Source organism: Rhodococcus sp. JVH1, assembly GCF_000280725.2.
Lineage (GTDB): Bacteria > Actinomycetota > Actinomycetes > Mycobacteriales > Mycobacteriaceae > Rhodococcus_F > Rhodococcus_F jostii_A.
In genome coordinates this window covers 436,370-452,835 of the sequence record NZ_CP166289.1, presented here as the reverse complement: position 1 = coordinate 452,835, position 16,466 = coordinate 436,370, and the positions used below count along the sequence as shown (strand labels likewise).

At 68.5% G+C, this 16,466-nt stretch carries 17 protein-coding genes; 12 read left to right on the top strand and 5 right to left on the bottom strand.

The annotated features are described in order from the left end of the window. Position 1 precedes the first annotated feature (1 nt). From JVH1_RS02180 to recX, 4 genes are all read left to right on the top strand, one after another. The gene (locus JVH1_RS02180) at positions 2-1,150 is read left to right on the top strand and encodes a glycosyltransferase (RefSeq protein ID WP_043782436.1); all 1,149 of its coding nucleotides are present in this window, start codon (positions 2-4) and stop codon (positions 1,148-1,150) included. A 33-nt stretch (positions 1,151-1,183) separates the two neighbouring features. Next, entirely contained in the window at positions 1,184-1,378 is a 195-nt protein-coding gene (locus JVH1_RS02175; RefSeq protein WP_005240748.1) for a DUF3046 domain-containing protein, read from the top strand. 145 nt (positions 1,379-1,523) lie between these two features. Next, positions 1,524-2,567: a recombinase RecA gene (gene recA, locus JVH1_RS02170; RefSeq protein ID WP_005240749.1), complete on the top strand. Its 1,044-nt coding sequence runs from the start codon at positions 1,524-1,526 to the stop codon at positions 2,565-2,567. 9 nt (positions 2,568-2,576) lie between these two features. After that, positions 2,577-3,092 carry a recombination regulator RecX gene (gene recX / locus JVH1_RS02165; RefSeq protein WP_009480021.1) on the top strand — a complete coding sequence of 172 codons (516 nt, stop codon included), beginning with the start codon at positions 2,577-2,579 and terminating at the stop codon, positions 3,090-3,092. A gap of 95 nt (positions 3,093-3,187) precedes the next feature. On the opposite strand, the gene JVH1_RS02160 is transcribed toward recX, so the two are convergent. The 4 genes from JVH1_RS02160 to JVH1_RS02145 form a co-directional block, all read right to left on the bottom strand. Beyond that, the gene (locus JVH1_RS02160) at positions 3,188-4,087 is read right to left on the bottom strand and encodes an amino acid ABC transporter permease (protein ID WP_009480022.1); all 900 of its coding nucleotides are present in this window, start codon (positions 4,085-4,087) and stop codon (positions 3,188-3,190) included. Beyond that, complete coding sequence (locus JVH1_RS02155) at positions 4,084-4,764, bottom strand: amino acid ABC transporter permease (RefSeq protein ID WP_009480023.1); 681 nt, start codon at positions 4,762-4,764, stop codon at positions 4,084-4,086. The genes JVH1_RS02160 and JVH1_RS02155 overlap by 4 nt, the downstream gene beginning before the upstream one ends. 92 nt (positions 4,765-4,856) lie before the next feature. Then, positions 4,857-5,690 carry a glutamate ABC transporter substrate-binding protein gene (locus tag JVH1_RS02150; RefSeq protein ID WP_009480024.1) on the bottom strand — a complete coding sequence of 278 codons (834 nt, stop codon included), beginning with the start codon at positions 5,688-5,690 and terminating at the stop codon, positions 4,857-4,859. Positions 5,691-5,771: 81 nt separating this feature from the next. Further along, on the bottom strand, positions 5,772-6,500 hold the full coding sequence (locus JVH1_RS02145) for an amino acid ABC transporter ATP-binding protein (RefSeq protein ID WP_011598564.1): 729 nt from the start codon (positions 6,498-6,500) through the stop codon (positions 5,772-5,774). Positions 6,501-6,710: 210 nt separating this feature from the next. Here JVH1_RS02145 and miaB point away from each other — a divergent pair, with 210 nt between their 5' ends. Next, positions 6,711-8,228: a tRNA (N6-isopentenyl adenosine(37)-C2)-methylthiotransferase MiaB gene (gene miaB, locus JVH1_RS02140; protein WP_009480026.1), complete on the top strand. Its 1,518-nt coding sequence runs from the start codon at positions 6,711-6,713 to the stop codon at positions 8,226-8,228. Beyond that, on the top strand, positions 8,225-8,845 hold the full coding sequence (locus tag JVH1_RS02135; protein WP_009480027.1) for a hypothetical protein: 621 nt from the start codon (positions 8,225-8,227) through the stop codon (positions 8,843-8,845). Before miaB ends, JVH1_RS02135 begins: the two co-directional genes overlap by 4 nt. Positions 8,846-8,851: 6 nt before the next feature. On the opposite strand, the gene JVH1_RS02130 is transcribed toward JVH1_RS02135, so the two are convergent. Then, a complete protein-coding gene (locus tag JVH1_RS02130) occupies positions 8,852-10,237 on the bottom strand; it encodes a DUF349 domain-containing protein (protein ID WP_009480028.1) in 1,386 nt (461 codons plus the stop codon). A gap of 203 nt (positions 10,238-10,440) precedes the next feature. Here JVH1_RS02130 and JVH1_RS02125 point away from each other — a divergent pair, with 203 nt between their 5' ends. From JVH1_RS02125 to JVH1_RS02100, 6 genes are read left to right on the top strand one after another with little or no spacing between them, the layout of a single operon-like run. After that, on the top strand, positions 10,441-11,157 hold the full coding sequence (locus JVH1_RS02125; protein ID WP_009480029.1) for a class III extradiol dioxygenase subunit B-like domain-containing protein: 717 nt from the start codon (positions 10,441-10,443) through the stop codon (positions 11,155-11,157). Further along, positions 11,154-12,083 carry a tRNA (adenosine(37)-N6)-dimethylallyltransferase MiaA gene (gene miaA, locus JVH1_RS02120; RefSeq protein ID WP_009480030.1) on the top strand — a complete coding sequence of 310 codons (930 nt, stop codon included), beginning with the start codon at positions 11,154-11,156 and terminating at the stop codon, positions 12,081-12,083. The genes JVH1_RS02125 and miaA overlap by 4 nt, the downstream gene beginning before the upstream one ends. Continuing rightward, a complete protein-coding gene (locus tag JVH1_RS02115; RefSeq protein ID WP_009480031.1) occupies positions 12,080-12,931 on the top strand; it encodes an RNA methyltransferase in 852 nt (283 codons plus the stop codon). The genes miaA and JVH1_RS02115 overlap by 4 nt, the downstream gene beginning before the upstream one ends. Positions 12,932-12,967: 36 nt before the next feature. Further along, positions 12,968-13,837 carry a diaminopimelate epimerase gene (gene dapF / locus JVH1_RS02110; RefSeq protein WP_009480032.1) on the top strand — a complete coding sequence of 290 codons (870 nt, stop codon included), beginning with the start codon at positions 12,968-12,970 and terminating at the stop codon, positions 13,835-13,837. A 58-nt stretch (positions 13,838-13,895) separates the two neighbouring features. Further along, positions 13,896-15,350, top strand: coding sequence for a GTPase HflX (gene hflX / locus JVH1_RS02105; RefSeq protein WP_009480033.1), 1,455 nt, complete (start codon positions 13,896-13,898; stop codon positions 15,348-15,350). After that, positions 15,343-16,458, top strand: a complete 1,116-nt coding sequence (locus tag JVH1_RS02100; protein ID WP_009480034.1) for a hypothetical protein — start codon at positions 15,343-15,345, stop codon at positions 16,456-16,458. Before hflX ends, JVH1_RS02100 begins: the two co-directional genes overlap by 8 nt. The last annotated feature ends 8 nt before the right edge of the window (positions 16,459-16,466 follow it).

Genomic DNA, 16,466 nt, shown 5'->3' with positions numbered 1-16,466 from the left:
CGTGCGAGTCGCCGTGGTCGCCGGGCCTGATCCCGGACATGCCTTTCCCGCCCTTGCGTTGTGCCTCGCCTTCATCGAGGCCGGAGACGATCCAGTCCTGTTCACCGGCACACGGTGGGTCCAGCCTGCACGGGCGGCCGGCGTGCCTGCCGAGTTGCTGAAAGGCCTTGCGCCCCGCCCGACGGACGACGACCTCGATGCGGGAGCGCGCATTCACGCCCGCGCCGCGCACATTTCCACCGAGTTGCTCCCCGACCTGCGCGCGTGGGGACCCGACCTCGTGGTCTCGGACATCCTCACCGCGGGCGGGGGCATGGCCGCGGAGCGGCTGGGGATCCCGTGGGTCGAGCTGTCCCCGCATCCGCTGTACGCCGCGTCCAAGGGGTTGCCGCCCATCGGAAGCGGATTGGCTCCGGGCGTGGGAATTCGGGGCAGGCTCCGCGACACGCTCATGCGCGCCGCGACGGCGCGGTCGATCCGGCAGGGTGAGCGGCAACGCTCCGAGGCCCGGGTCGGCGTCGGACTGCCTGCGAAGGACCCGGGACCGGTGCGCCGGCTGATCGCGACGCTCCCCGCGCTCGAGGTGCCGAGGCCGGACTGGCCCGCCGAGGCGCACGTGGTCGGGCCGCTGCTGTGGGAACCGACGAACGAGGTGCTCGCGGCGCCGGACGGCACGGACCCTCTGATCATGGTGGCTCCGTCGACCGCGTTCACCGGCGCGGAGGGCATGCTCGAGACGACACTGGCGGGGCTCGACGGGGCCGGTGTCCGTGTGATCGCGTCGATACTGGACGGATCGCCGGCCCCGGTTCCGCCCTGGGCGAGGGCAGGTCTCGGCCGTCAGGACGCGATGCTGCGCGAGGCGTCGGCCGTCGTCTGCGGCGGCGGACACGGGATGCTGGCGAAGGCTCTGCTCGCAGGGGTCCCGGTGGTGGTGGTTCCCGGCGGCGGCGATCAATGGGAGCTCGCGAACCGGGCCGCGCGGCAGGGGAGCGCCGTCGTGGTGCGTCCCCCGAGCGCGGAAGCACTCCGCGCGGCGGTCGAACAGGTGCTCTCGAACGGTGCCCACACGGCCGCCGCGCGGCGGGCCGCGCGGAGCATCGTGGACGTCACCGATCCGGTGGAGGTGTGCCGCGACGCGCTGCGGTGAGAGCCCGGCACGAGGTTCGGCTAGCGTGGATGTGTGCGACTGACCGAATTTCACCAACTCGTCCGCGAAGAGTTCGGGCAGATGCGCGGCGACGCACTACTCGTCGACCACGTGCTGCTCAGTCTCGGGGGCAAGACCGCCGCCGAAGCTATCGAGGACGGCCGGGAACCCCGCGAGGTGTGGCGCGAACTCTGCGTGGAGTTCGACGTCCCGCCGCAGCGCCGGTAGAAATCCGGCGTGTCTAACGGACCGACCGCGCATATCGAACACACGTTCCCCTATGCTGGAGATGTTCGGTGGTCACGGTTCTTGTCGGTACCCGGATCTAACCTGACCGCAGATCACTGATGAGACTCGAGGAATGGGGACGACGATGGCACCACAGGCACACGATCGAGACAAGGCGCTCGACCTCGCGCTGGCGCAGATCGACAAGAACTTCGGCAAGGGCTCGGTGATGCGCCTGGGCGAAGGTGTCCGTCAGCCCATCGCCGTCATCCCGACCGGCTCCATCGCGCTGGACGTCGCCCTCGGCATCGGCGGGCTGCCCCGCGGCCGTGTCGTCGAGATCTACGGCCCGGAGTCCTCGGGTAAGACCACCGTGGCTCTGCACGCTGTCGCCAACGCCCAGGCGGCAGGCGGTATCGCCGCGTTCATCGACGCCGAGCACGCGCTCGACCCCGACTACGCCCAGAAGCTCGGCGTCGACACCGACGCGCTGCTGGTGTCGCAGCCCGACACCGGTGAGCAGGCGCTGGAAATCGCAGACATGCTGATCCGCTCCGGCGCCCTCGACATCCTCGTGGTCGACTCCGTGGCCGCTCTGGTCCCGCGCGCCGAGATCGAGGGTGAGATGGGCGACAGCCACGTCGGTCTGCAGGCCCGTCTGATGAGCCAGGCGCTCCGTAAGATGACCGGTGCGCTCAGCAATTCCGGCACCACCGCGATCTTCATCAACCAGCTGCGCGAAAAGATCGGCGTCATGTTCGGTTCCCCCGAAACCACCACCGGTGGTAAGGCATTGAAGTTCTACTCGTCGGTGCGCCTCGACGTGCGGCGGATCGAGACCCTGAAGGACGGCACCGACGCGGTGGGTAACCGTACCCGCGTCAAGGTGGTCAAGAACAAGGTCGCGCCGCCGTTCAAGCAGGCCGAGTTCGACATCCTCTACGGCCTGGGAATCAGCAAGGAAGGCTCGCTGATCGACATGGGTGTCGAACACGGGTTCATCCGTAAGTCGGGCTCCTGGTACACCTACGAAGGCGACCAGCTGGGACAGGGCAAGGAGAACGCCCGCAAGTTCCTGTTGGAGAACACCGACATCCGGGACGAGATCGAGAAGAAGATCAAGGAAAAGCTCGGAATCGGCGCCGACGTCACTGCTGCTACGGATGACGCCGCCCCGGTCGAATTCTAAGGCGCCGCCGTGCGTCCGACGGGCGAAGGTGGAACGGAGACGCAGGCCAAGGATTTGTGCCTGCGTCTTCTGACTGACCGTGCCCGGAGTCGAGCGGAGTTGTCCGAGCGTCTGGCGAAGAAGGGTTACTCGGCCGAGATCGCTGAGCGTGTGCTGGATCGCCTCACCGAGGTCGGACTCGTCAACGACGCCGACTTCGCCCAGCAGTGGGTGCATTCGCGGCACACGTACTCCGGCAAGGGAAAACGTGCGCTCGCACTGGAACTGCGTCGCAAGGGCATCGGTCAGGAGGAGGCCACCGAAGCTCTCGCTCAGATCGACAGCGAAGACGAACGAGCCCGAGCCACCGAACTGGTCGCGAAGAAACTGCGGACGGTGTCCACGGACGATCGGGACCGGGCGGTCCGCCGGCTGGTGTCGATGCTCGCGCGCCGCGGCTTCCCCCAGGGCATGGCGTTCGAGGTGGTCAAGGAACAACTCGATCGCGCCGGTGCGGAAACCGACGGCCTGTTCGACGAGACCTGACCACGAGACGACAACAACACTGACGAGACGACACTGCGGTCGGACGGGAACAGGGTTTCCGTCCGACCGCAGTGTCATGTCACACCCGCGTCAGATCACAACCGCTTGTCGGTGATGTCCATACCCGGAACCGACACCGCCGGAAGCTCGGGAACGGCCCCCCCGGGGCCTCCGCCCTTCTTGCTGGCCCGTAGCCGCTTCTCCACCTTGGTCGCCACCACGGTGAGCGTGTAGTTGAGGATGATCATGATGATCGCCACCACGATCAGGGCGGGCAGGTAGTTGCCGTAGAACGCACCGAGCTGCTGGCCGGACCGCACCACTTCGACATAGCCGATGAGGTAACCGAGCGCGGAGTCCTTCAACGCCACCACCATCTGCGAGATGATCGCGGGCAGCATCGCCGTGACGGCCTGCGGAAGCAGGATGGTCCGCATGACCTGGCCCTTGCGCATACCCAGCGCCATGGCGGCCTCGCTCTGCCCCTTGGGGAGCGAGTTGATGCCTGCCCTGACGATCTCGGCGATCACCGAGCCGTTGTACAGCGTGAGGCCCACGATGACCGCGGCGAGCGCAAGGTATTTCGACTTGAAGACCTCGTACTCGGCGAACAGCTGGTACGAGAAGATCATCAGGATCAGCACGGGGATGGCGCGGAACAATTCGACGATCCCGCCGGCCACCCATCGCACCGGCCGGTGGTCCGAGAGGCGTCCGATGCCGAGGATCGCGCCGAGGATCAGTGCCAACAGGATCGATACGGCGGCCGCCACGAGGGTGCCGCGGATGCCGGGGATCAGATACGTGGTCCACGACGTCGATTCGAGGAACGGATCCCATTTCGCCGCGGTCAGCTGACCTTTGTCGTCGAGCGCGGCGTAGACGAGGTAGCCGATTCCCAGTAGTGCGACAGCGACCACGACCGAGATCAGGCGATAGATGTTCTTCGCCTTCGGGCCCGGTGCGTCGTAGAGGACGGTGGCGGAATTGCTCATCGTGCAACCTCGTATCGCTTGCTCAGGTATCCGAAGAGAAGCCCCATCGGCAGGGTCAGGATCACGAATCCGAGCGCGAAGATGCCACCGACGACGAAGATGGCCGCCTCGTTCTCGATCATTTCCTTCATCAGCAGCGACGCCTCCGCCACGCCGATCACCGAGGCGATCGTCGTGTTCTTGGTCAACGCGATCAGCACACTGCCGAGCGGGGCGGTGACCGCGCGGAATGCCTGCGGCAACACGATCAACCGCAGATTCTGCGAGAACGTGAGGCCGAGCGACCGGCCCGCCTCCGCCTGGCCGACGTGCACCGTGTTGATACCGGACCGCAACGACTCGCAGACGAAGGCCGCGGTGTAGACGCTGAGGCCGAGCACGGCGAGCCGGAAGTTGTTCTCCTCGAAGAACGTCGGCGACTGCTCGGGGGCGAGCTTGACACCCATCGTCTGGAAGAGCCCGAAGGAGCAGAAGATGATGATGAGCGTCAGGGGAGTGTTGCGGAAGATCGTCACGTACGCCGTGCCGACGCCACGTGCGACCGGGATCGGTGACACCCGCATCGCCGCGAGGATGGTGCCGAGTATCAGAGCACCGACAGCCGAGAACGCGGTGAGTTGCACCGTCGTCCAGAACGCGTCGATCAGCTGATCGCTGTATTTGCTCAGTAGGTCCACTTACCGTCTCCCCAGGTCACCGGTGGTTGGTGTCGAACCGGGCCGGACGACTCCACGAATGGGAAGTCGTCCGACCCGGATGAGTGAGTTGCTCAGTACCGATCGACGGTCGGCGGGGCGGGGATCGGGTAACCCGACGCGCCGACTGTCTCGTTGAACGCGCGCGCCCATGAGCCATCCGCGATCATGGCGTCGATGGCGTCGTTGATCTTGGCGCGGGTCTCGTCGTCACCCTTGGCCAGGCCGATGCCGTAGCGCTCTTCGGTGAACGGCTCGCCGACCACCTTCAGCTCGCCCGGGTACTGCGCCGCATAGCCGGCGAGGATGATGTCGTCGGTGGTGACGGCGTCGACCGCACCGTTACGCAGCGCCTCGACGCAGGCGGAGTACGTGTCGAACTCCTGCAGCTGCACGTCCTGCGCGTACGTGTCCTTGACCTTCTGCGCCGGGGTCGACCCGGTGACCGAGCACAGCTTCTTTCCGCCGTTGAGCGAATCGGGGCCGGTGATGTCGGTGTTGTCGGACTTCACCAGGAGCGACTGTCCGGCGATGAAGTACGGCCCGGCGAAGTCGACCTTCTCCTTGCGGGCGTCGGTGATCGAGTAGGTGGCGACGATGTAGTCGACCTCACCGTTCTCGATCAGCGTCTCGCGCTGAGCCGACGGGGACTCCTTGAACTCGACGTTCTCGGGCGCGACACCCAGCTTGCCGGCCACGTATTCGGCCACCTCGACGTCGAAGCCGCTGAAGGACCCATCGGGGTTGCGCAATCCGAGGCCGGGCTGGTCGTACTTGATTCCGACCGTCAGCTTGCCCTCCGACGCGCTCTGGGAGGCGCTCTTCTCTTCACCTCCGCCGCAGGCAGATGTGACGACGGCGAGCGCCATGACGCCGATTCCCACGCGAATCGAGCGATTGATCCTCATCGAGTTCCTCCAATTGAAATGACGGGTGTTGCGTGTCGAGCACGGTCGACCGAGAGAGCACCGCAGCGGCGCCCCTTCGAGTCAGTGGCTGAGAATCTTGCCGAGAAAGTCCTTCGCGCGCTCGGATTTGGGAGCGGTGAAGAACGTGGCGGGCTCGGCGTCCTCGACGATCTGGCCGTCGGCCATGAAGAGAACCCGGTGGCCGACCTTGCGGGCGAAGCCCATCTCGTGGGTCACCACGAGCATGGTCATGCCTTCCTTGGCGAGCGAGGTCATGACGTCCAGGACCTCGTTGACCATTTCCGGGTCGAGTGCGGACGTCGGCTCGTCGAACAGCATGACCTTGGGGTTCATGGCGAGTGCGCGTGCGATCGCGACTCGCTGCTGCTGACCGCCCGACAACTGCGCCGGGTACTTGTCCGCCTGGTTGGCGATGCCGACCCGCTCGAGAAGCTCGTAGGCCTTCGCCTTCGCGTCGGCGCTGCTCTTCTTCCGCACCTTGACCGGTGCGAGCATCACGTTGTCGAGGATCGTCTTGTGGGCGAACAGGTTGAACGACTGGAACACCATGCCCACGTCGGCGCGCAGCGCCGCCAGAGCCTTGCCCTCGGCCGGCAGTACCTTGCCGTCCACCGCGATCTCACCGGAGTCGATGGGCTCGAGACGATTGATGGTGCGGCACAGCGTCGACTTACCCGAGCCGGACGGTCCGAGGACGATCACCACCTGTCCGCGAGGGACTTCGAGGTCGATCTCCTGGAGGACGTGGAGGGCGCCGAAGTGTTTGTTCACCGATTTCATCGAGATCATGGACGGGGCCGCGCCCGTGGAGGGTGTCGGCGTCGCGTCGTCGGCTTGCGTCATAGTCGATGACCCTATGTGTTGGGAGCGGGAGCACCTGCCATTTGCTCCGAGAATCCTCGGGATGTCACGGAAACTTTACTGTCCGGCTTCGGGCGTGTGTCCGGGCGCACACCGGCCGCGACGAGGCGATTTGGCGCGGGCCGTACGCTGGCATACGTGGACACGATCGACCAGACCCCTCACCGCAGCTACGAGGTGCGCACGTACGGCTGCCAGATGAACGTGCACGACTCCGAGCGGCTGTCGGGGCTCCTCGAGGACGCCGGCTACACGAAGGCGGCCGCGGGGCAGGCACCCGACCTCGTCGTCTTCAACACCTGCGCGGTGCGGGAGAACGCCGACAACAAGTTGTACGGCAACCTGAGCCACCTCGCGCCGGCGAAGGAACGGAACCCCGACATGCAGATCGCGGTCGGCGGGTGCCTGGCGCAGAAGGACCGCGACGTCGTCGTGAAGAAGGCGCCGTGGGTGGACGTCGTGTTCGGCACCCACAACATCGGTTCGCTCCCCGCGTTGCTGGACCGGGCCCGCCACAACCAGCGGGCCGAGGTCGAGATCCTCGAGGCGCTGGAGGCGTTCCCGTCGACGCTGCCCGCCAAGCGGGAGTCGGCGTACGCGGGCTGGGTGTCCATCTCGGTGGGATGCAACAACACCTGCACGTTCTGCATCGTGCCCGCGCTGCGCGGCAAGGAGGTCGACCGGCGCCCCGGCGACATCCTGGCCGAGGTGCAGGCCCTGGTGAACGAGGGCGTCGTCGAGGTCACCCTGCTCGGGCAGAACGTCAACGCGTACGGCGTCTCCTTCGCGGATCCGGACCAGCCCCGCGACCGCGGCGCGTTCGCCGCGCTGCTGCGAGCATGCGGACAGATCGACGGGCTCGAGCGGGTGCGCTTCACGTCGCCGCACCCGGCCGAATTCACCGACGACGTCATCGAGGCGATGGCCGAGACCCCCAACGTGTGTCCCCAGCTGCACATGCCGCTGCAATCCGGCTCGGACCGCGTGCTGAAGGCGATGCGGCGCTCCTACCGGAAGTCGCGGTTCCTGGGGATCATCGACAAGGTGCGCACCGCGATGCCGCACGCGGCGATCACCACCGACATCATCGTGGGATTCCCGGGCGAGACCGAGGAAGACTTTCAGGACACACTCGACGTCGTCCGGCAGGCGCGCTTCACCAGCGCCTACACGTTCCAGTACTCCAAGCGTCCCGGCACCCCGGCAGCGGAGATGGACGAGCAACTGCCCAAGGCCGTCGTGCAGGAACGGTACGAACGTCTCATCGCGTTGCAGGAACAGATCACGCTCGAGGAGAACCAGAAGCTCGTCGGCGCCGAGGTGGAACTGCTCGTCGCCGCCGGGGAGGGCCGCAAGAACGCGGAGACCGCCCGGATGAGCGGGCGCGCCCGCGACGGCAGGCTCGTCCACTTCCGGCCCGAGGGCAATCTCGACGGGACCGTCCGGCCCGGCGACGTCGTCACCGTCGTCGTCAGTGCCGCCGCCCCGCACCACCTCGTCGCCGACACCCCGGTCCTGACCCACCGCCGCACCCGCGCGGGAGACTCCTTCGAGAAGGGCGTGACCCCGAAGACCCCGCCGATCGGCGTGGGACTCGGACTGCCGCAGATCGGTGCGCCCGCACCACTACCCGTCCAGATGGGATGCAACGCATGACCTCCCCGTTCGACGACAAGCGGCACGACGGAAACCGGTCCGGTGACAACGGTTCGGGTGCCGAGAGCGAGCCGATCGAGAGTTACCTGAAGGATTTCGACGCCGCCGAGAAGAAGGTGGCCGGCGAGATCGATCCCGGCGCGCGTGCGCTCGTCGTCGCGGTCGCGGTGGTCGTGCTCCTCGGCTCGCTGACGTTGCCGCACTCCGGCATCGCCAACGGCTGGGAGGTGCTGGTGTACGGGGACGACGCCCGCGCGGAGACGATCGCGCTGCCGTCACGGCTGTTCGTGTGGTTCGAGGTGGTGTTCGGGGTCGTCGTGTCGATGCTGGCGCTCGTCACCCGCCGCTGGGCCCTCGCCTGGGTGGCCCTCGCCGGGACCGCCGTGTCGATCGTGTTCGGCATGCTCGCCATCTGGTCGCGGCAGACACCGGCGCCCGGGGTCGAGGCGGCCGGACCGGGGATCGGCCTGATCATCGGCTGGCTCACCGTCATCGTGCTCACGTTCCACTGGTTGAAGGTGGTCTGGAGCCGGACCGCCCTGCAACTGGCCGCGGAAGAGGAACGCCGCGCCGCTGCCGCCGAAGCGGAGCGACGCGGCGACTGGAACGTCGGCTGATCGGACCTACTGGCCGCTGACGGCGCCCTCGGCCGCCTCGGCCCATTCGCGCCACTGCTGGGCCTGAGCGAGGGCGCTCTCGGCGTCCTTCGTCTTGCCCGCCGCGGTGGCCTTGGCGGCCTGCTCCTCGAACTGCGTGACCCGCTCACGGAACTGCGCGGCCCGGGCGAGGGCCTCCGGGTCGGTGCGGCGCCATTCCTCGTCGGCGGCGTCGCGGACACGCTTCTCGATGGCCCGCAGCTTGCCCTCGAGGTCGTGCATCCGCTCACGCGGCACCTTCCCGATGGCGTCCCACTTCTCCTGCAGGTCGCGGAGTGCGGCCCTCGCCGCGTCGATGTCCTTGGCCGGATCGATGTGGCCGGCGTTCTTCAGCAACTCTTCCTTGGCGACCGCGTTCTCCTCGAACTCGGCGTCACGTTCGGAGGACGCGGCGTTGCGGGCGGCGAAGAACACGTCCTGAGCGCCCTTGAAGCGCTTCCACAGGTTGTCGTCGGCTTCCCGCGGTGCGCGGCCGGCGGCCTTCCACTCGGCGAGCAGGTCACGGAAAGCTCCGGCCGTGGGGCCCCAGTCGGTGGAGTCGGACAGCGCCTCGGCCCGGGTGACGAGCTCTTCCTTCTTGGTCTTGGCGGCGGCGCGCTCGCGATCGAGATCGGCGAAATGGGCGCCGCGGCGACGGTTGAACGCCTCCCGCGCCTTCGAGTACCGCTTCCACAGGGCGTCGTCGACCTTCCGGTCGATCCCGCGGATCGTCTTCCACTCGTCCAGGATCTCGCGCAACCGGTCACCGGCGGCCTTCCACTGCGTGGATTCGGCACCGATCTGTTCCGCCTCGGCGGCCAGTGCTTCCTTGCGTTCGGTGTGAGCCTGCCGCGACAGTTCCTTCTCGTGCTTGGCGTGGGCCGCAGCCTCGTCGGATCCGGCGATGATGACGTCGAGCCGCGCCGCGAGTGAATCGATGTCACCGATCACCGCCGCGGTCGGGAGGGATTCGGCGAGCGCGAGCGCTGCCGCCTTGGTCTTCTTCGCGTCGCCCGCGCCGGAGGTGAGCCGGGCCTCGAGGAGTGCCACTTCCGTTGCCAGATCGTCGAAGCGCCGACCGAAGTGCGCCAGACCTTCCGCCGCGTCTCCGGCCTGCCACGACCCGATCTGCCGTTCGCCGTCCGCGGTCTTCACCCAGGCGGTGCCGTCGTCGTCCACGCGGCCGAACTTGCTCGGGTCGCTGTGGGCGGGGGCGGCGACGGCGGGGGCGGAGAGGGCGTGTGTCGGTGTCGGGTGGGGCTTGGGTGCACCCGGTTTCGCGGCGGCACCGGGCTTCGGGACGCTGGACTTCGGTGTGTTCTGCTGCTGAGCGGCAGGCTCCACGGCGGGCTTCGCGTCGCTGCTGTCGGTCATCGGTTCCTCATCTCTGCCGCGCGTCACGGCTGCCTGAACGCAATACTGGCTCCATACGACCCGGGACGGGTGCTGGCTCCATTCAACCCGGTACGGGCCCTGTGGACTATTGAATCAGGTCGGACGGTCCGCGTTGATACCGATTGACGGCAGCACCCGAATCGGATGTCGGGTCCGCTCGGACGGTCGACTAGCGTGACTGTGTGTTCACCGCCGCAATCCTCGTGCCGTCCCCACCGCTACTGGTACCCGAACTGACCGGGGCGGCCGCTGCGGAGACGGCGCCGTTGCGGGACGCGGTCCAGACAGCGGCGAAGGCGTTGTCCGCGCTCGCCACCGAGTGGGTGGCGGTCGGAGCGGCACCCGCCGCGGTGGAGGTGCGGCCCGACGCCCAGGGCACCTACCGCGGCTACGGCGTCGACGTGCGGATCGCGCTGCGGCCCGGTCCGGCAGGCGATCCCGACCCCGACCTGCCGCTCGCGGCGCTGACGGCCGGGTGGATCCGGGGGACGTGCGCGCCGGACGCCGTCGTCGACGCGCGGATCCTCGCCGCCGACCTGTCCCCGGAGCAGTGCGCCGCCTACGGCGCGGAACTGCGCACGCTTCTCGACCGGGACCCGGAGCCGCGGGGGCTGGTGATCGTCGCGGACGGGGCGAACACCCTCACGGCGAAGGCGCCGGGCGCGTTCGACCCGCGCGCGGAAGGCGTGCAGGCCAGGATCGACGCGGCGCTCGACACCGGCGACCGCGACGCGCTGCTGGCCCTCGAACCCACGGAGTGCGAGTCCCTCGGCATCTGCGGGCGCGTCCCGTGGCAGGTGCTCGCCGGCGTGTTCGACGCGCCGCCCGCATCCTGCCGGACGCTGTACAGCGCAGCACCCTACGGAGTCGGTTACCACGTGGGGGAGTGGCGTCCGTGACGTCACCCGTGCCGATCGCCGTCGTCGGACCGACCGCCACCGGAAAGTCGGATCTCGCACTGGACCTGGCCGAACGTCTCGGCGGCGAAATCGTCAACATCGACGCGATGCAGCTGTACCGGGGCATGGACATCGGCACCGCCAAACTCGCCCCGGCCAAGCGCCGCGGAATCCCGCACCACCAGCTCGACGTGCTCGACGTGACGGAGACGGCCACCGTCGCGAACTATCAGCAGGCGGCGGTCCGCGATGTGGAGGGGATCGCCGCGCGCGGCGCCGTGCCGGTCATCGTCGGCGGATCGATGATGTACGTGCAGTCGCTGCTCGACGAGTGGAGTTTCCCCGCCACCGATGCGTCGGTGCGGGCGCGCTGGGAAGCCGTCCTCGCCGAGAAGGGCGTCGCGGCCGTCCACGCCGAACTCGGCCGGGTGGACCCCGAGGCCGCGGCGTCGATCCTCCCCACCGACAGCAGACGCCTGGTCCGTGCTCTCGAAGTCGTCGAGATCACCGGGAAGCCGTTCGCGGCGTCGGCCCCTCGCATCGGCGAACCGCGCTGGGGCACACACATCGTCGGTGTCGACCGGGACACCGCCGAACTCGACGACCGGATCCGGCTCCGCACCCGACTCATGTTCGAACGCGGGCTCGTCGACGAGGTGCGCGGGCTCATCGACGTGGGACTGCGCGAGGGCGTCACCGCCCCCCGGGCCATCGGCTACGCGCAGGTCCTCGCGTGGCTCGACGGCGAATACGACCTCGACGAGGCGCAGGAACGCACGTTCATCGGCACCCGGCGCTACGTGCGCAGGCAACGGTCGTGGTTCCGCCGCGACACCCGCATCCACTGGGTCGACGGAAGTGACCCCGACCTCGCGGACACCACGATCCGCACCCTCGGCGAGACCCGAAGAATGGGAGAACGATGAGCCGCGCACCGTCCGGACGCAACCGTCCGGCCCCGTCCCTGCTGGTGACCACCCGCAACGCCCGCTTTCAGCAGTGGCAGTCCTACCTCACCAACCGCGCCAAGCGAACGAAGGCGGGACGCTTCCTGATCCAGGGCGTCCGCCCCCTCAACCTGGCGCTGGAACACGACTGGCCGATCGAATCGCTGCTGCACCGCATCGACGGCCCGCCACTGTCCGACTGGGCGCGGGAACTGCTCGAGACCCGGTCCGTCGAACAGATCGGTGTCAGTGCCGAACTGATGGCCGAACTGGGCGAGAAGACCACCACCACCGCGCCGGAACTGATCGCCATTGCGAAGACACGAACCCCGCGACTGAAGGACCTGCGACTGCAGTCCGTCCCCCTGATCGTCGTGTTCGACCGGCCAGCCTCACCCGGAAATCTGGGCACCCTCGTCCGTTCCGCCAACGCGTTCGGCGCCGACGCGGTCGTCGTCGTCGGCCACGGCGCAGATCCGTTCGACCCCCGTAGTGTCCGCGCCTCCACCGGATCCCTCTTCGCGATGCCCGTCGTCACGGTCTCGTCCGTCGACGAGATCCTTGCCTTCCGCGACGCCCGGCGTGCGTCCGGAACCGACCTGCACATCGTCGGCACCGACGAGACCGGCTCCGTCACCATCGACGCCCACGACTTCGGCGGCGGCACTGTGCTCGTGATCGGCAACGAGACCCGCGGGATGAGCGCCGCGTGGCGCGACGGCTGCGACACGGTGGTCAACATCCCGATCGGGGGTGCCGCGAGTTCCCTCGGCGCCCCCTCCGCCGGCGCCGTCGCCCTCTACGAAATCGCCCGGCAGCGTAGATGAACCGCACCCGCTCGACCGTTGGTTAGAGTGGTGCGCATGGATTTCAGCAAGGGACACGGCACCGAGAACGACTTCGTGGTCCTCCCGGATCCCGATGTCCGCATCGACCTGTCCGCTCCGCGGGTGGCGGCGCTGTGCGATCGCAGGCGTGGGCTCGGCGCCGACGGAATCCTGCGCGTCGCGAAGGCCGGTGCGCTGGCCGGCGCCGGTGTGCTCGCCGAACTCCCCGACGGCACGTCGGAGGACGACTGGTTCATGGACTACCGCAACGCCGACGGGTCGATCGCGGAGATGTGCGGCAACGGCGTCCGCGTCTTCGCCCACTACCTCCGGGCGGCAGGGCTCGAGTCCCGCGACGAGTTCGTGGTCGGCAGCCGGGCCGGTGGCAAACCGGTGATCGTGCACTCGGCCGACGGCGCCTTCGGTGAGGTCACCGTCGACATGGGTGTGGTGCGGGATCTGGGAACCAGTGCCGCGACCATCGACGGCAAGGTCTTCAACGGGATCGGCATCGACGTCGGCAACCCGCACCTGGCGTGTGTCGATGCGCACCTCACGGCGGCGTCCCTGTCGGCCCTCGACCTGACGGCCGCACCCGGGTTCGACCCCGGCTTCTTCCCGCACGGCGTCAACGTGGAGATCCTCACCCGCATCGATTCCGGTGCCGTGGACATGCGGGTGCACGAGCGCGGGGTCGGCGAAACCCGGTCGTGCGGCACCGGCACGGTGGCCGCGGCCACCGCCGCGCTGCGCTTCGACGGTGCCGACTCCGGTGAGGTGAACGTCCGTATTCCCGGTGGTCAGGTCACTGTGGCGGTGTCCGGCGGCCGGGCGACGTTGCGCGGACCGTCCGTCCTGGTGGCGTCCGGAACCCTCGACGACGGCTGGTGGAACGGCCTCGCCTGATCGCCCTGCGCGAAATGCACGTGCGCTCCCTCGACATTCCGTGGGATCATGAGGGTGTATGACGAAAACACATCGCACAGAAGAATCGCCGATCTCCGACTCCACTGAGTTCGCCTATGACGACGGGCGCCCTTCGGTCGGCGAGATGCAACTCGAGGACCGCAGCGCGCTGCGCCGAGTTGCCGGGCTCTCCACCGAGCTCACAGACGTCACCGAGGTCGAATACCGACAGCTGCGCCTCGAACGCGTGGTGCTCGTCGGTGTCTGGACGCAGGGTACCGCGGCACAAGCCGAATCCAGCATGGCCGAGCTCGCGGCTCTGGCCGAGACCGCCGGGTCCGAGGTCCTCGAGGGCCTCGTCCAGCGGCGGGACAAACCCGACGCTGCCACCTACATCGGTTCCGGTAAGGCCGAGGAACTCCGTGAGGTCGTCCTCTCGACCGGCGCCGACACCGTCATCTGTGACGGTGAACTGACTCCCGCCCAGCTGACCGCGCTGGAGAAGGTCGTCAAGGTCAAGGTCATCGACCGGACGGCCCTCATCCTCGACATCTTCGCTCAGCATGCGACGTCCAGGGAGGGCAAGGCGCAGGTGGCGCTGGCCCAGATGGAATACATGCTGCCCCGACTGCGTGGCTGGGGTGAATCGATGTCCCGGCAGGCGGGTGGTCGCGCCGGCAGCAACGGCGGCGTGGGTCTGCGTGGTCCCGGTGAGACCAAGATCGAGACGGACCGCCGGCGAATCCGGGAGCGGATGGCGAAGCTGCGCCGCGAGATCAAGGGTATGAAGGCCGCCCGCGACACCAAACGCACCAGGCGACTGCGCAGCGAGACCCCGTCCATCGCGATCGTCGGCTACACCAACGCCGGCAAGTCGAGCCTGCTCAACGCGCTGACCGGGTCCGGGGTGCTGGTGCAGAACGCGCTGTTCGCCACCTTGGATCCCACCACCCGGCGGGCGGCGCTGGACGACGGCCGCGAGTACGTCCTCACCGACACCGTCGGGTTCGTGCGGCACCTGCCGACGCAGCTGATCGAGGCGTTCCGCTCGACGCTGGAGGAAGTCACGGACGCGGATCTGCTGCTGCACGTCGTCGACGGCTCCGATCCGCTGCCCACGGATCAGATCAGGGCCGTCCACGAGGTGATCACCGAGGTTATCCGGGAGAACGACGCCGCAGCGCCGCCGGAGCTCATCGTGGTGAACAAGATCGACGCGGCCGACCCGGTCACGTTGACCCAGTTGCGCAGCCTGCTGCCCGGCGCGTCATTCGTCTCCGCCCGGACCGGGGAAGGCATCGCCGAGTTGCGCGCGCATCTCAGCGACGTCCTGATCCGCCCGGAGATCGAGGTCAGCGTGCTCCTCCCGTACAACCGGGGAGATCTGATGGCGCGGATCCACTCGGACGGACAGATCCTCGACTCGTCCCACGAGGAGGACGGCACGCGCGTCCACGCGCGGGTGCCCGAGGCGCTGGCGTCGGCACTGGTTCAGTACAACGGCAGTGCCTGACCGCTCACGGTGGTCGCTCCGTGTCGCGGTTACAGTCCTCGCCGCGTGCACACCGCTCGCGGCGGCGGGCGCCGGATCGGCCGAGCCGTTCTTCCGCGATCAGACGGCAGTCGACGCGTCGGAGTTCGGTCCGCTCTGCACTCCCGACGATTCGGCCGCCGGAACCCCCGACGAGGCCTCGCTGGAAGAGCTGTCGGGGCTCGTGTCGGCGGGGGGACTGCTCTACGCGGTCGGTGACAGCGGTTCCGATCGCGCGGTCGCGGTGATGGACGGGAACTGCGCCGTGCAGCGGTGGCTTCCGCTGCCGGTCGATCCGTACGACGTCGAGGACATGGCGTCCGGCCCCGACGGCTGGCTGTGGCTCGCCGACACCGGCGACAACGGACGCCGCCGCGACACGGTGGCACTGATCGCGATGGACCGCGACACCGGTGCGGGAGAACTGTATCGACTGACGTATCCGGACGGCCCGCACGACGCGGAGACCGTTCTCGTCCAGCGCGACGGCACCCCGCTGATCGTCACGAAGGAAGTGGTCGGGGCGGGCGGCGTGTACCGGCCTGCGGGGGGTGCCGTCGTGGGTGACCTCGCGAGCCCCGGCCCGACCCCGCTCGAGAAGGTGGGGACGCTGGACGTCGCGGAGACGAACGGCGCCGACGACGCCACCACCGGGAGCGGCACCACGGCCCCGGCCCTGCATTCGACGATGTTCACCGGCGGCGCCGTGTCCGCCGACGGAACCGTGGCCGCCGTCCGCAGCTACTCCGACGTGTTCCTGTTCTCGGCCCCGGACGGCGACCTGGCCGCCGCGTTCGCCGCGGGGCCCGTGGTGCGCGCACACGTGCCGCAGCAGCCGCAGGGGGAGTCGATCGCGTTCACCGAGAACGGCGACCTGCTGATCGCCTCCGAGGCGCGGGAGGGGCCCGTTCCGCCGATTCAGACGTTGCCCGGGGCGGTGTCGAGGGTGCAGGAGCAGGCCCGCGCGCGGACAGCCGCCGACGAGGCGTCGGCGCAGTCGCCGGGAACGGTGTGGGGGATCGGCATCGCCGGCGGCGCGGTCGTGCTCGTGGTCGTCGCCGGCTTCCTGATCCGCCGCCGTGCCCGATAGGTCTGTTT